The sequence below is a fragment of the Hydrogenibacillus sp. N12 genome, from assembly GCF_019645935.1.
Lineage (GTDB): Bacteria > Bacillota > Bacilli > Thermicanales > DSM-22653 > Hydrogenibacillus > Hydrogenibacillus schlegelii.
On sequence record NZ_CP080953.1, the window covers coordinates 1,555,330 to 1,569,908 of the forward strand.

The window sequence follows — 14,579 nt, forward strand, 5'->3', positions numbered from 1 at the left end:
TCAGCCTCAGATGTGCGTACTCTCCCCTTAGGTCCTCCTCTCCAGAAAGGCCGTCAAGATCTCCATGAATTCCCCGGGGCTCTCGATCTGCGGCGAGTGCCCGCAGCCGGGTAGCACTTCCTCGTGGTAGCGGCCGCCGGCGGCGCGATACCGTTCGAGAACCGTCCGAGTCTGCGACACCATGGGCTGTGGAGGGTATATCTCCTCACCCGGCCAGCCCGGCACGGCTCCAACCATCCCGAGGTAACCGAAGTCGAAGAGGGAAGTGTCGGAGACGATCTGGTCATCCGCCCCGCGAATCCAGAGGACGTCGGGCCGCGGCTCGATTCCTGCGAAACCGCCGAGGTTGCAATACTTGGGCGAGATGGCATTGTTCATGCCCCGTGTGCCAGGCGCCACGCCGGGCCAGTTCGCAGACGCCGTTACGTCACCCGGGTAGAAATCCTCTCCCGTCCGGGCGCTGAGGATGGCGTCGAGAAAGTCCTCTTCGTCGTTGGGACTGGCACGGAATGGAGGTTTGAAGTAGAAGTTGTTGAGCATGTTACGGGGTGCAAGGGGATGCTCGGCGCCGCGTTCACCGTCAGCCAGGAGCCTTACAAACTCGGGGTTCGCGGTGCCCGCGCCCGATCCAGCGAAATCCGGCCAGCATGGCGTGCCTTCAGTATCCCGCGTTCCCCCGAAACCATAGGGCGACATCGGGTTCACGAGGACCAACGACGCAACCTCGCGGGGATGGTCGATCGCGTACTGCATCGCGACGGCCCCGCCCGCCGACCACCCAACAAAGTGTACGCCTCCCGGGCGTCCCGCAAGACCGAGGGTCTCAAGCAAGCCATGGAGGTCATCGGTGAAGTCACGAAGCCCGCGCGTGGCATCGATGGGTTTCGGGTCTGTGCCGCCGAAACCTCGAAGGTCGGGCGCGATGGCGCGATAACGCGGGCCCAGGGCCCTCATGGTATCCTCCCAGAAGCGCCCGGTAGATAGGTTCCCATGAACGAAAACCACCGGTATGCCATCGGGGGACCCCGCTTCACGGATGTGCTGGCGCAGCCGATTCGTCACCACGTGGTGCGCCTTTATGGTGTCCCCGTCGTACCTCCCGCTCGCCGCCGCCACCATGGTGCATCCCCCTTTTTTGGCTCGGAGCCCTGCTGCCCGGCATCCGCGCGAAACAATTCCCTTGCTCCTGGAGAACCGGATGATGATAGTCCATGAAATCGTCAGAACACCGTGAGCTCACACACGGCCAGCTTCTGCTGAAGGCTCGTACATCACCACCGCCTCCCCTGTGATGACCGTCTCCCCCCTCTGGTTGATGCAGGTGGTACGAAGCCGGAGGATTGGCTTGTCGGGACGGATATCCAGGATCTCGGCCCGGGCCGTGACGCGGTCCCCGATGAAGACCGGCCGGACGAACTTCAACTCCTGGGAAAGGTATATGCCACCCGGTCCCGGCAAGCGGGTGCCGATGACGGCGGAAATCAGGCTTGCTGTGAGCATGCCATGGGCGATGGGTTGGCGGAAACGGGTCCGGGCGGCAAATGACGCATCCAGGTGCAAGGGGTTGTCGTCGCCACTCAAAGAGGCAAAGGCTTGAACATCCTCTTGGGTGATCTCACGAGTGACTTCGGCGGAATCGCCGACTTGGAAGGGGAACCCCATGCACTCTGCCCCCCAGCCAAGTGTGCATTGTCCCGTATAGGCCTGCAGTCATGTCGCTCCCCACGCCGCTATGCACCGCGCCCTCTACCCGTTTGGCAGAGGATGTTGCAGTTCTCGCTTGAGCACCTTGCCGGCTGCGTTCTTGGGCAGGGCATCACGGAATTCCACCAGCCGGGGTACCTTGTAACCCGCGAGGTGTCGCCGACAGTACTCTTGCACCTCCTCGGCCGTCAAACGATGACCCTCTCTCGGTACCACGACAGCCTTCACACGCTCCCCCCATTTCGGGTCAGGCACGCCCACCACCGCTGCTTCGGCGATCGCCGGATGACCGTGCAATACCGTTTCGATCTCCAGAGGGTAAATGTTCTCGCCGCCGGAAATGATCACGTCCTTTTTCCTGCCGACGATCCAGAAGTACCCCTCCTCGTCCCTCCGTGCCAGGTCGCCGGTGTACCACCAGCCGTCGCGGGAGGCGGCCCGGGTGGCCTCTACGTTGCGCCAGTAACCGGAGCACATGTGGGGACCGCTGAGGATCAACTCGCCCACCTCGCCCGGCGGTACGTCGCGGCCGTCCTCGTCAACCACTCGGGCCGCCGCGTGGAGCACGGGAAACCCCACCGAGCCCGCTTTCCTCGGGATGTCCTGGAGGGGGAGAACGAAGTTGTTAGGTCCCACCTCGGTGAGGCCGTATCCCTCCTTGAAGATGAGGCCCCGCGAGCGGAATGCCTCGTAAATGGGCTCAGGACAGGGCGCCCCGCCAGAGATGAACCAGCGCACCGACTGCAACCTGGCAGTCACGAAACCGGGCAATTCCACCAGCATGTGGTACATGGTGGGCACCATGAAGACCAGGGTCATTCCTTCCGACTCAATCAGATGGAGAGCCCTCTCAGGGTCGAACTTATCGGTGAGCACTAGCCGCCCACCGCGGTGAAGGAGGGGTGTGAGGAACACGTTCAGACCCCCGGTATGGAAGAGGGGGGTAAATACCGGGGCAATGTCACAGGGCGATAGCTCCCAGCTCGTGACCGTGTTGACGGCGTTCCAGATGACCTGCCGGTGGCTGATTACGGCCCCTTTGGGCTTACCCGTGGTGCCCCCCGTATACAGCAGCATCCACGGGTCTTCCATGCCGATGTCCTGACCCCCTTGAAGAATCTCCTCGAGCAGCGCCGCAACTTGCTCCGTCTCCACCCCCTGGAGCCCCGCCTCGTATTCCTCGCCCAACGGCAACACGGCCAGGTCCGGAACCTGGTGGAGGTCTAGATCACGTGCCAGGTCGACCGCCATGGCCGAGAAGGGCTCCGCATCCGCGTAGAACAGGATTCGCGGCTGGGCATCAGCCAGCAGCTCCCGTAGTTCCTCTGCGTGCAGGCGGAAATTCAGGGGGACGAACACGGCACCCAAAGCGGCCGTGGCAAACAGTAGGTCGACGTGTTCAAGCCGGTTGGGGGCCAGAATGGCAACCCGGTCGCCCCTGCGAACACCCAGCGTGCGCAGTCGAGTGGCCAGCCGCGCCGCCCGCTCCGCCAGGGCCCTATAGGTGTAGGCAGGGGGCTTGCCCTCACGGGTGGTGGCTCCGGTGCGCGGCCCCCGTCCGGTGGCATCCACCAGGGCGATGCGGTCCGGAATGGCCATGGCCCGCCGGAAGAACCAGCCAGGGGCACTCATACGCCCACCCCGCCCTTGAGGAATTCCACCACCACGTCGTTGAACCGGTCCGCTTGTTCAATGAAGAACAGGTGGCCGGCCCCCGGGAAGATCTCCAGCCGGGCATGCGGGATGCGCTCGGCCAGCAGGCGGCTGTTGTCAGCCGGGACCACCCGGTCCCGGTCGCCCGTACACACCAGGGTGCGGTGCTTAATCTGGTGCAGGCGGCGGCTCGTGTCGTGGCCGGCAATGGCCTGGAACTGGTGGCGCCACGTATCAGTCGACACCGGCCAGGCCAGCCGGACCTTGATCCAATGCTGAAACTCCTCGGGATGGCGCTCCGGCCACCCGGGTGCAAAGGCAAGAGCCATGTTGCGGCGGAGCACCTGCTCCAGGGGCATCCCCTGCGTATCGGCCGTCAGGACCGCGGTCGTCTCCGGCGGGGTGGGTAGATGATCGGCGCCTCCGCAGTGGGTACAACCGAGAATTAGCCGTTCTACCCGGTCGGAATGGCGCAGGGCCAGTTCCTGGGCGATCATGCCTCCCATGGAAATCCCCAGCACGTGGGCCTTCCTGATGCCCAGGGCATCGAGAAGACCAGCAGCGTCATCGGCCATGTCGGCGATCGTGTAGGGGGCCTTCGGATGGTCCGAGCGGCCAACGCCCCGGTTGTCAAAAGCAATCACCCGGAAGTGCCGGGCCAGTACGGGCAGTTGGCGCTCCCACATCCAGAGGGCGTAACCCAGCCCCTCGATCAGCAAGAGGGGAAATCCGTCGCCGTGTTCCTCGTAGTATAGCCGCAGGCCATTGACCGACGCGAAGGGCATCCGGCCGTCACCACCTTCGGTGAAACCCTAGATATCCCGCACGGGGCCCCACTGCAGGGCGGCTGCCGCCCAGGTGTATCCGGTGCCCGCCGCCACCAGGACCACGAGGTCCCCCGCTCGTAGCAGGCCACGCCGTTTGGCTTCCTCCAGACCGATGATCTGGTCCGCTGCTTGAACGTGGCCGTATTCTTCCAGGTACACGCTGCGATCCTCCGGTAGCCCGAGCCGCTGGAGAATGGCGCGGTGCATGGACCGTTTCATGTGCACGGGCAGGAGCAAGCGGATGTCCTTCGTCTCGAAGCCGCTGTCCTGCACCGCTTGCCGGATCACCCGCAGGAAGTTCTCCAGGGACACGGCATCCAGTCTTTCCTTCATCCCGGACGGATCGGTAACGTCAAGGTACCACCGCTCGGGAGGGATCACCACCTTCAGGGGCGGGTACACCGTACCGCCGGCAGGGACCTTGACGTCGGCATGGAAGGATCCGTCCGTCAACGCGGCGATGCCCAGGAGCCGGTTGGCGGGGTGATTCCGCCGGAGAATCGCGGCTGCCGCCCCGTCGCCGAAGTTGAACATGAAGCGGGTCCGCTGGTTGCGGTAATCGACGAGCGAGGCCTCTCGCGAGGCTGCCACCACCAGCACGTTGTTGATCTGCGGGTCGGCCAGGATTTGATCCCGGGCGGCCTTGAGAGCCAGCACCCCGCCTGCGCATAGCGCCATCAGATCGAAGGCATAGGCCCTGCGGGCGCCCAGCTCGTATTGCAGCATGGCCGAACAGGACCAGAGCCGGTAATCCTTGTACTCGCTGCCGCAGTAGATCACCACGTCCAGGTCGGCAGGCTCGAACCCGGGGACTTCCCGGGCCGCTTGCTCGAGGGCCCTCCGGGCGGCGGCCAGGGCCATGACCGAGATGTGATCGTCCTCCCCGCCCACGTGCTTCTTGCGAATGCCGAACTTCTCGCGAATCACTTCCTCCGGGATCCCGGTCCGGGCAGCGATATAGGCGGCGTCCTGAACCTGGGCGGGCACGTAAACGCCCGTTGCCACCAATCCCACCCAATTCCTCATGCCGCAACCTCCTGCCGGGCCTGCCGCGCCCGGACGCTGCCGAGGAGTCCTTTAGGCCGAAACATCACGATGGCCACGTACAGCACCCCGAACAGCAACAGCCAGTGGTCGGTATAAGAGCTGAGCATGGTGCCAACGGCCCGCACCACCACTGCCCCGAGGACGGGCCCGGTGAGGGTGCCGAGGCCCCCGATCATGGTCATCAGCAGGACGTTGATGGTGTTATCGACGCCGAGCACCTCGGGCGAAACGTAACTGAAGAACAGGGCGTGGGCTGCCCCCGCCAGGGCCGCCAGCACGCCGGCCACGGTGATGGCCAGGAGCTTGTAGGCGAAGACGTTGTAGCCGATGGCCGCGGCCCGACGCTCGTTCTCCCGGATCGCGATCCAGGTGGTCCCCACAGGAGAGGCGACCAACCGGCGCAAGAGTAAATAGGTAGAAACCAGCAAGGCCAAGGCTACGTAATAGAACACCGTCCGGTCCCCCAGCCAGGCCGGGGTGGGGAGTCCGGCGAGTCCGTCGGCCCCACCGGTCAGCCAGCTCATCTTCTCTACGGCCAGCCGAGTCAGCTCGGAAAAGGCCAGGGTCACCATGGCAAAGTACACGCCGCTGACCCGCAACGAGAGCACCCCGAACAGAACCGCAACCAGCAAGGCCGCAACCACGGCCAGGGGTAGCGCCGCCGCCACACCCAGTCCGGCCTTGACCATCAGCAGGCCTACCGCATAGGCACCCAGGCCGAAGAACAGGGTGTGTCCCAGGGACAGCAGCCCGGTGAAGCCGAGCAGCAAGTCGAAAGTCAGGGCATAGACCCCCATGATGAGGACGTCGATGGCCAGGGAGACGTAGTAGGACGACGGGATCAGGAGCGGATACGCCGCTAGCGTGGCGGCGGCCACCCCCCAACTCAAGCGGACCAGGGGCAACCGTGCCACCCGCGACCGGACGGCCTGCGTATTCACCACCATCCCCCCGTTACGCCAGCCCCCTCTGGACCTTGATGCCCGCTCCCGAACCGGCTAGCGGCCGGGGGCAAACAGACCCTGGGGGCGGACCAGGAGCACCAGGGCCATCAAGGCCACATTGACGATGAGGGCCGCGTTTGGATAGAAGTAGCCGACGAATGCCTGGAAAAGGCCGACCAGTAGGGCACCCACCGCCGACCCCGTAAAGCTGCCCAGGCCACCGATCACGACCACGATAAAGGCCGCTAGCTGCATCTCCGACCCCATCTCCGGCCAGACCACGCGAAAGAAGGGCCCGGCCGCGGCGCCCCCGAAGGCGGCCAGCGCCCCGCCGAAGACGAAGGCGCCGGTGAAGATCCGCCGGACGTTGATGCCCAGCGCCTCCACCATTTCCGCGTTCTCCACCCCGGCCCGGACGATGATGCCGAAGCGGGTACGGGTCAGCAGCAGGTAGACCGCCACAAACAGCGCCAGCCCGAGGATCAGCAGCACCATGCGGTAACGGGACAAAGGCAGGCCCGCCACGTCCAGCGTGCCCTGGGCCCAGGCGGGGATATGGAAGGCGATCAAAGACGGACCCCAGATCAGCCGCAGCGTCTCGTGCAGTACCAGGTACAGGCCTAAGGTCAGCAATATCTGCAACATGTGGTCCCCGTAGAAGGGCCGGACGAACCCGATCTCGATCACGGCCCCGATGATGGCACCCATGGCCAGGCCTGCCAGGAGGGACAGGGCAAAACTGCCCGTCTTTGTGTATGTGGCCAGGGCCACGTAGGCACCCCAGGCAAACAGGGCCGCGTGGGCCAGGTTGAGGACGTGCATGAGGCCGAAGATCAACGATAGCCCGGAAGCCGTCAAGAAGTAGAGCGTACCAAGGACGATCCCGTTCAAGGTCAAATTGACCAGTAGCGGCAAGGTGACCTCTGTGATCACCGGTCTCCACCCCCTGCCGCCACCGCCCGCCCGGAGACGCCCAGGTAGGTACGCTGCAGGTCGGTGTCCCGCGCCAGCTCCTCCATAGGTCCCGAGCCGGCGGACCGCCCGTCCTCCAGGATCACGTAACGGTCCCCGACGTAGGCGGCCATGTTCAGGTTCTGTTCCACCAGCACCACCGTTGCCTCGCGGGCGATGGCCCGCAAGGTGTCCGCCACCTTCCGGACCAAAGAGGGCGCCAGTCCTTTGGACGGTTCGTCCACGAGCAGCAGGCGGTTTTCATTGACCAGTGCCCGCGCGATGGCGACCATCTGTTGCTGGCCGCCACTCAAGGATCCGGCCCGGCGGGACCGAAACCGCTCCAGATCCGGAAACAGCTCGAAGATCACGGGCAGGCGTCGACGCAGGCTCCCCGGCTCCCGCTCGGCCACCCGCAGGTTTTCTTCCACCGTCAACTGGGTGAAGATGCCGCGGTCTTCCGGCACGTAGCCGATGCCCAGACGGGCGATCTGATAAGGCCGCATGCCGGTCAAGTCGCGGCCGTCGAATTCGATGCGGCCGCTAAGGATTCTCGTCATCCCCATGATGGTGCGCAGTGTGGTGGTCTTGCCGGCACCATTGCGCCCGACGATCACCGTCACGCTGCCCGCCGGTACCTCCAGCGAAACATCGTGCAGAATGCGGTACGGGCCGATGGCGGCACTCAGTTCTCGGACGTGCAGGAGCACGCTCATTCATCCCACCCGGCGAATCCGCCCAGATAGGCTGCTTGCACCGTTTCATCCCGGACGATTTCCTCGGGAGTGCCCGACGCGATGACTCGGCCTAGATGCAGCACCGTGATCCGGTCGGACATGTTCAGGACGATATCCAGCTTGTGCTCGACCAGTACCACCGTGCGCCGGCCGTCCCGCCGCAGCCTCCCGATCACCTCGAGCATCTCCGGCACCTCATCATGGGACATGCCGGCGGTCGGTTCGTCCAGAAGGAGGAGTTCTGGGTCGCAGGCCAGGAGCATGGCGATTTCCAGCTTGCGCTGGTCGCCGTGGGACAGCGCCCGGGCCTCCACCCCCTCCCGGCCCGCCAGGCCCACCTCCGTCAAGACCGCCCAGGCCCTCTCCTTGACCTCCGCGAACCGGGTCGCCGGCAGGAACCCCAGGCGTAGCGAGGCCGGCGAACCGCGGGTGGTCTTGTTAAGGCGAGCCTGAACCGCCAGGCGAACGTTCTCGAGGGCGGTGAGGCTGGGGAAGAGATTGGTCAACTGATATGAACGGCCGATCCCCAGGTGCACGCGGTGATGGGCGGGCAGGCGCGTGATGTCGGCTCCTTTCCACAGGATCTGTCCTGCCGTGGGCTGCAGGTCGCCACTTAGCAGGTTGAACAGCGTGGTCTTGCCCGCGCCATTGGGACCGATGATGGCGTGGAACTCGCCCGCCCGGATGCTCAGGTTCACGCGATCGACCGCCGTGAAGCCTCCAAAGCGCCGGCTCAGGTCCCGGGTTTCCAGGATGACTGGAGAAGCTGCCGGCACGGGTTCCAAGGGTTCCGCGGGCTGCATGGCTCCGTCGTCACCACCTTGCGGTCCGTCTGTCCTGACCTCTTCCCCCAGGCTTCGCCGTAGGCCATACCCAGGGGCCTACCGGCCGTGAGGGCTGCCGCGTGCCCCCACGGCCGGGAAGCCCGTGCGCGGCGTTCAAAAGGCCTCACAGGTGTCCGGCGGTGCCGTGGCCTCGGGCGACAACTCCTCGATCAGCACCGGTACCGGGTAATCGTAACCCGCTTTCTTCTCGAGGCGTACGACGTACATGGGCTGCAGGGCCTGGTGGTCTTCAGCGCGGATGGTGTAGGTGCCCTTCGGACCCTCGAAGGACAAGCCCTCCAGGGCCTTGCTCAGGGCTTCCGTATCGGTGGAACCGGTCTTCTCGATGGCCTTGACGATGGCGATACCGGCTGCCATGCCACCGGCGGTGAAGAGATCCGGCGGTTCGCCGTACTCCTCTTGGTGACGCTTGATCAGCCAGTCGTTCACTTCGTTCTTGGGTAACAGGTGAAAGTAGGTGTTGATGCCTACCGCCCCGACGCCGGCGTCTCCGGTGGCCTTTAGGGAGTCGATGTCACCGATCCCGGTGAACACCAGCATCTTGTCGTACAGGCCCATCTCGGCGATTTGCTGGAAGAGGGTGACGGCGCCGGCGCCTGCCCAGGTCACGACGACACCGTCGGGCTTGGCCTGCAACAGGCGCTGGAGGTAGGGCGTAAAGTCGACCGCGTCCGGGGGAACGAATATGTCGCCGATCATCTCGCCGCCGGCGGCCTTGATCACCGACGACCAGGCCTCCGCGCTGCTGTGGCCAAAGGCGTAATCGGGGGCTAGATTCATGAATCGCTTGCGGCCTTCCCGGACCAGATACTTGGCTCCCGTCAGGGCATCCTGGGCCACGTTGCGGCCGGTACGAAACACGTAGCGGCTACAATTCTTGCCCGTGATCTCCGTGGCCGCGGCCGGGTCCACGATAAAGACCTTCTTGGCCTTTTCAACCTCCGGGATGACGGCGAGAGCGGCGCCGCTGGAGGCAGTTCCTTGCAGGATGTCCACCTGGTCCTGCTCAATGAGCTTCCGGACTTTTTGCACCGCCTGGTTCGGGTTACTGGCGTCATCTTCGATGATCAGTTCGATCTTGCGTCCCAGAACGGTCATCGTGCCATTGGTGGCGTACTCGAGCCCGAGCTTGAGGCCGCGGACCTGCTGCGTCCCGTAGTTCTTGAGCTGCCCGCTCTGGTCGGTCAACACGCCGATCTTGATGGGCGGTTGTTGCCCGCCGCCTCCGCCAGGCTCCCCACTCGTTTCCGTTGTTTCCGTCCCAGTGGTACCTCCCCCGCCGCAGGCAGTCAGCACCAACATGGCTGACAGTACGAGTGCCAGGAAAACCCGGCCCCTCCGCCCCCTGTGACGCATCGTGCAACTCCCCCTCTGGGATACAGTTCTCGGCGACACGGCCTCTCCATGGCCAGGCCGCCGGCATCAGCAGCCAGCGTGGGCCGCCGAACTTGACACCCTAGTCACCTTTCGGATAACCGCATTCTACCAGCCCCGGCAGATTCCTGCCGGGTACCCGGCCAAACTTACGAAATTTCGTTGGACCCGAGGGTATGCCCGCAGAATTCCTCCGGTCAATAGGTCCGACCGTCTGGATTGCGTCGCGGAGGGGTCACGAGATCGCGGGATCGCCGGCTCATTCCTTCAAAGACCAGGGTCAGCATCGTCTCCACGGCTCGTTCGGGCGGACTCTGCCCCTCCCAGAGGACCCAACGCATCCCCAGGTAGTCACCGACAGCCATGAGGCACAGGGCCAGCGTCTCCAGATCGAGGTCGTCGCGGATCTCACCGGCTACCTGGGCCGACCGCAGGCCACGCATGTAGCCCTCCAGAATGGCCTCGTAATACGCCCGGAACAGGCCTTCATCGATCCACTCCGCTTGGCGCACGATGCGGTACAGGTTGCGGTGCTTATGGACGAAATCGAAGAACGCCTCGAAGCCGCGGCGCTCGAATTCCCGGCGGTCACGGACTCCGGAGGTACGCTGAGCGATCTCGCGACGGAGCGAACGGCTGAGTTGCATGACCAGCTCGCGGAAGATGTCGAGCTTGCTGGGAAAGTAGACGTAGAACGTGCCCTGGCTGACGCCAGCGTGGCGAACGATGTCCACCACCGACGTCTCGAAGTAGCCCTTGTGCCCAAAGATCTCCTCGGCGGCGTCCAGCAGTTTCTGCCGTGTGGCCTGTCCGCGGGCCGTCTTCGCCTGGTAGGCACGGCTGACGTAATCACCCAGCGAAGCGGGCGGTGCGTGGCGAGGCTCGCGCACCTGACGGGATTCGTCCACGTTGCTCACCTCTTGCCTTGGTAATTCGACATCCCGTGACGGTTGCCCCTGGTGGCCGCTGGTAGTCCGGGCGCAGGCGTAACAGGGAAAGGCGGTAACGGAACAGTTGGGTCGATGGGGAACCGGCGAGTCGATGGGATCGCCCCGGCAGGAAAAACGGGCACGGCAGAGAACGGGAAAAAGAAGCCGAATTCTGATTCGGGTATTGGGTTCGTCCCGGAAGTGAGGTGTCTGGGGATTATGCGTCCGGTTCATCACTGGGTGCGGCAACACGCACAGTCGTATCCCGAGCGGACGGCGTTGATCACCGATCAGGGCAAGATCACGTACGGTGAGCTCCATTCCCGAGCTTTGCGGGCGGCGCGCCTGCTGAGGGGAATGGGCATAGGCGAAGGCGACCGGTTCGGCGTACTGGCCATGAACCTGCCCGAGTTCATCGAGCTGTTGCTGGCGGCCGGCCACACATCGAGCATTCTCGTTCCGCTGAACTACCGCCTGTCGCCAGCAGAACTAGCCTTTCAGATCAAGGACAGCGGCTGCAGTGCCTTGTTCGTCGGCCGGGAGCAGGTTTCCATGGTGTCTGAAATTCTCACCCGGACCCGGTTGCCGGCGGAACGGGTGGTGATGCTTGACCGGGACGCGGAGTTCCCGGGTGCCGTGCCCTATCACGGTAGCGACATGGGAAGTGGCGACCTGGGGGACGGAGCGGCACCGGAGGATCCCCTGCTCATCTGCTACACGTCGGGCACGACGGGCCGACCCAAGGGGGCGGTGCTCACCCATGGCAACATGTTCGCCAACGCCATCAACGCTATCGTACCGCTGGGTTTCACGCACCAGGACCGCTTCCTGACGTTGCTCCCCCTGATCCATGTGGGCGGAATCGGTCTCTTTACACTGCCGGCCCTGCTCCTCGGCGCCGCCGTCATCCTGCCGCGACGGTTCGAACCCGATCACGCCCTGCGGCTCATCGAACGGGAACGGGCCACCGTCGTCATGGTGGTACCCACCATCCTGAAGATGCTGACGGAAGCCCCCGCGTGGCCCGCCACTGACTTGTCGAGCGTGCGCTACTTCATCAATGGAGGCGATCGCTGTCCGCTGGAATTGGTGCGGCGGGTCCGGGACCGGGGGGTAGCGATGGGTGGTGGCTACGGGCTGACGGAATCGTCGCCGACGGCCTTCATGATCCATGCGGATGAACTGGAAGCCGGTACCCGGGCGGAGGGCTTCATTGGTAAGCCGGCCCCGCTCACCGAGGCCCGGATCGTGGCGGAGGACGGCCGCGACTGCGCCGCCGGTGAGGTAGGAGAGATCTGGCTGCGCGGTCCCAACATCTTTCAGGGGTACTGGAACCTGCCCGATGCCACGGAGGCGGCATTCACCGACGGCTGGTTCCGCACCGGCGACCTGGCCCGGCGCGACCCCGACGGCCACACGTTCGTCGTCGGGCGGAAGAAGGAAATGATCAAGTCCGGCGGCGAGAACATCTACCCGGCCGAAGTCGAAGCCGTGCTGCAGGGGCACCCGGCGGTAGCCGAAGTGTGCGTGGTCGGGCGGCCGGATCCCAAGTGGATCGAGGTGCCCGTGGCCGTTGTGGCACTGCGTCTCGGGAGCAGGGTCACGGCCGCAGAGCTGAGCGAGTTTGCCGCGGCCTGTCTGGCGAAATTCAAGGTACCGAAAGATTTTCTATTCGTTGACGCCTTGCCACGCACTTCCATCGGCAAGGTGGCTCGCAGTGAAGTGAGGGACCTGTATGTACGGGAACGGGGACTCGGAGATTAAGGCGGGCAGCCACCTGGTCATCGAGGGTCTCGGTTACGTCCTACCCCGGGCCGTCATGACCGCCGAAGACGTGGCCGCCGCCAGCGGTATCCCGGCTCAAGTCATCCGCGACAAATTCGGGCTACGGCAAAAGCACGTTGCCGGGCCAGGCGAGACGGTTTCGACGCTCGCCGCCGAGGCAGGCAGGCGAGCCATGGCCGATGCCGGCGTCGGGCCGGAGGAAATCGACGCCGTCATCTACTTTGGCAGCCCGCACAAGGACTACTACGTCTGGCTGGCGGCTCCGCGCATCCAGGCGCTACTTGGGCTACGGCAGGCCTTTGCCTTCGAGGTCAGCGCCGTCAGCGCCGGCCTCCCGTTCGCCTTGGAGACCGCCCGTGGGCTGCTGGCCGTCCGCCCGGACTTGCGCCGGATTCTGGTCGTCGGTGCGTCCACCGAGTCCCACCTGCTGAACTACCGTAACCATACGGCGCGCTTCATGTTCAACTTCGGTGACGGCGGCGCGGCGGCGGTCGTGTCCCGCGAACCGGCTGGACGGGGGCCAGCCGGTGATGGGGGTTCTCCCCACGGGAATAGGGGGGCCGGCCACCCCGGGCATGTCAGAATCCGTGCCAGGATCTACCCTGCAGCCTTTCGCACCGACGGGCGGTTCGCCGAGTTCGTCCGGGTACCGGCCGGTGGTTCGCTGCTACCTGCCAGCCACGCCACGGTGGCGAGCGGCCTGCACGCCTTCGAGGTCAGCGACCCCCTGACCATGAAAGAGATGCTGGATCCGGTCACGGTCGACAACTTCGTCGCAGTGGCCAGGGAGGCCCTCAGCCGGGCGGGATTCGATGGTGTCGACGTGTTGCTGCCATTGCACACCAAGCGCTCCCTCTTCGAAACCTTGTGCGAAGCCTTTGGTGTGACCAGCGATCACGCCGTATACCTGGATGACACCGGTCACATCTCGGCCATTGACCCCCTGCTGGGCCTCGCCCGGCTCCACGCAAGCCGCTCACCGCTGCTGCAACCGGGGACTCGAATTCTGATGCTCACCGCAGGCACCGGCTACAACTGGGCCGCCTGCGCGGTGCGCTGGGAAGGGGATGCCTGATGCGCGAGCCGACCACCGAGCGAGGCATGGCTACCAAGCAGAAGCTGTTGCAGGCCGCCGAACAAGTCTTCGGAGAGCGGGGCTACCACGCCGCCTCCATTGTCGAGATCACGCGTACCGCAGGCGTCGGCGTCGGCACTTTCTACGAGTACTTCGATTCCAAGGAGACGATCTTCCGCGAGCTGGTGGAACACATGAGCCACCAGCTCCGCCGGCGGATCGCCGAGCGCGTGGCCGCCCTGCCCAACCGCCTGGAACGGGAGCGGGCGGGTTTTGAAGCCTTCTTCCGCTACGCCCTCGAACATCGCAACCTGTACCGGATTGTCCTGGAGAGCCAGTTCGTGGACGAACCCCTCTACAAGTGGTACTACCAGCGGCTGGCGGACGGATATAAGCGCGGACTGAAGGAAGCCTTACAGCGCGGCGAGATCCGCGGCCCCGCCACCGATTCCGAGACCTATCTGGATACTCTGGCCTTCGCCCTCCTGGGAATGGGCCAGATGCTGGGCATGCGCTGGGTGCTCTGGGAGGGCAGGGTTCCTCCGGCCGAAGTACTGGAGGAACTGGCCGAATTGATCCGGCGCCTGCTGTCGCCCCACCCGGAGGCAGCCGCGCGCGTTGGACCGGCGAAATCATGACCTCATCCCGCTCAACGGCCCGACGGTTCTTCCGAGGCTGACGGCCCCGGAGCCCTCGCCCGTTCCGGCC

At 64.8% G+C, this 14,579-nt stretch carries 14 protein-coding genes; 3 read left to right on the forward strand and 11 right to left on the reverse strand.

Annotated features, from left to right (window positions below):
* Positions 1 to 27 precede the first annotated feature (27 nt).
* The 11 genes from K2M58_RS07310 to K2M58_RS07360 all read right to left on the reverse strand — a co-directional run bounded on the left by K2M58_RS07310 (position 28) and on the right by K2M58_RS07360 (position 10,999).
* Positions 28 to 1,119, reverse strand: a complete 1,092-nt coding sequence (locus K2M58_RS07310; RefSeq protein WP_220677017.1) for an alpha/beta hydrolase — start codon at positions 1,117 to 1,119, stop codon at positions 28 to 30.
* Between the two features lie 117 nt (positions 1,120 to 1,236).
* Positions 1,237 to 1,662, reverse strand: coding sequence for a MaoC family dehydratase (locus K2M58_RS07315; protein WP_220677018.1), 426 nt, complete (start codon positions 1,660 to 1,662; stop codon positions 1,237 to 1,239).
* An 84-nt stretch (positions 1,663 to 1,746) separates the two neighbouring features.
* Positions 1,747 to 3,336, reverse strand: a complete 1,590-nt coding sequence (locus tag K2M58_RS07320; RefSeq protein ID WP_220677019.1) for an acyl-CoA synthetase — start codon at positions 3,334 to 3,336, stop codon at positions 1,747 to 1,749.
* Positions 3,333 to 4,142, reverse strand: a complete 810-nt coding sequence (locus K2M58_RS07325) for an alpha/beta fold hydrolase (RefSeq protein WP_220677020.1) — start codon at positions 4,140 to 4,142, stop codon at positions 3,333 to 3,335. Before K2M58_RS07325 ends, K2M58_RS07320 begins: the two co-directional genes overlap by 4 nt.
* Positions 4,143 to 4,169: 27 nt before the next feature.
* Positions 4,170 to 5,210: a 3-oxoacyl-ACP synthase gene (locus K2M58_RS07330; RefSeq protein WP_220677021.1), complete on the reverse strand. Its 1,041-nt coding sequence runs from the start codon at positions 5,208 to 5,210 to the stop codon at positions 4,170 to 4,172.
* Entirely contained in the window at positions 5,207 to 6,178 is a 972-nt protein-coding gene (locus tag K2M58_RS07335) for a branched-chain amino acid ABC transporter permease (protein WP_220677022.1), read from the reverse strand. Before K2M58_RS07335 ends, K2M58_RS07330 begins: the two co-directional genes overlap by 4 nt.
* A gap of 51 nt (positions 6,179 to 6,229) precedes the next feature.
* The gene (locus K2M58_RS07340; RefSeq protein WP_252393413.1) at positions 6,230 to 7,108 is read right to left on the reverse strand and encodes a branched-chain amino acid ABC transporter permease; all 879 of its coding nucleotides are present in this window, start codon (positions 7,106 to 7,108) and stop codon (positions 6,230 to 6,232) included.
* Positions 7,105 to 7,842 (reverse strand): ABC transporter ATP-binding protein, encoded by a 738-nt coding sequence (locus K2M58_RS07345; protein WP_220677023.1) that lies wholly within the window; start codon positions 7,840 to 7,842, stop codon positions 7,105 to 7,107. The genes K2M58_RS07340 and K2M58_RS07345 overlap by 4 nt, the downstream gene beginning before the upstream one ends.
* Positions 7,839 to 8,666 carry an ABC transporter ATP-binding protein gene (locus K2M58_RS07350; protein ID WP_220677024.1) on the reverse strand — a complete coding sequence of 276 codons (828 nt, stop codon included), beginning with the start codon at positions 8,664 to 8,666 and terminating at the stop codon, positions 7,839 to 7,841. The genes K2M58_RS07345 and K2M58_RS07350 overlap by 4 nt, the downstream gene beginning before the upstream one ends.
* Positions 8,667 to 8,801: 135 nt before the next feature.
* Complete coding sequence (locus K2M58_RS07355; protein WP_220677025.1) at positions 8,802 to 10,064, reverse strand: substrate-binding domain-containing protein; 1,263 nt, start codon at positions 10,062 to 10,064, stop codon at positions 8,802 to 8,804.
* Between the two features lie 215 nt (positions 10,065 to 10,279).
* Positions 10,280 to 10,999: a TetR/AcrR family transcriptional regulator gene (locus tag K2M58_RS07360; RefSeq protein WP_252393415.1), complete on the reverse strand. Its 720-nt coding sequence runs from the start codon at positions 10,997 to 10,999 to the stop codon at positions 10,280 to 10,282.
* Between the two features lie 231 nt (positions 11,000 to 11,230).
* Between K2M58_RS07360 and K2M58_RS07365 the strand changes: the two genes are divergently transcribed.
* The 3 genes from K2M58_RS07365 to K2M58_RS07375 are packed head-to-tail and all read left to right on the forward strand — an operon-like array spanning position 11,231 to position 14,509.
* Positions 11,231 to 12,775 (forward strand): acyl-CoA synthetase, encoded by a 1,545-nt coding sequence (locus K2M58_RS07365; protein ID WP_289628280.1) that lies wholly within the window; start codon positions 11,231 to 11,233, stop codon positions 12,773 to 12,775.
* Positions 12,747 to 13,871: a 3-oxoacyl-[acyl-carrier-protein] synthase III C-terminal domain-containing protein gene (locus tag K2M58_RS07370; protein WP_220677027.1), complete on the forward strand. Its 1,125-nt coding sequence runs from the start codon at positions 12,747 to 12,749 to the stop codon at positions 13,869 to 13,871. Before K2M58_RS07365 ends, K2M58_RS07370 begins: the two co-directional genes overlap by 29 nt.
* Positions 13,871 to 14,509: a TetR/AcrR family transcriptional regulator gene (locus tag K2M58_RS07375; protein WP_220677028.1), complete on the forward strand. Its 639-nt coding sequence runs from the start codon at positions 13,871 to 13,873 to the stop codon at positions 14,507 to 14,509. The genes K2M58_RS07370 and K2M58_RS07375 overlap by 1 nt, the downstream gene beginning before the upstream one ends.
* The last annotated feature ends 70 nt before the right edge of the window (positions 14,510 to 14,579 follow it).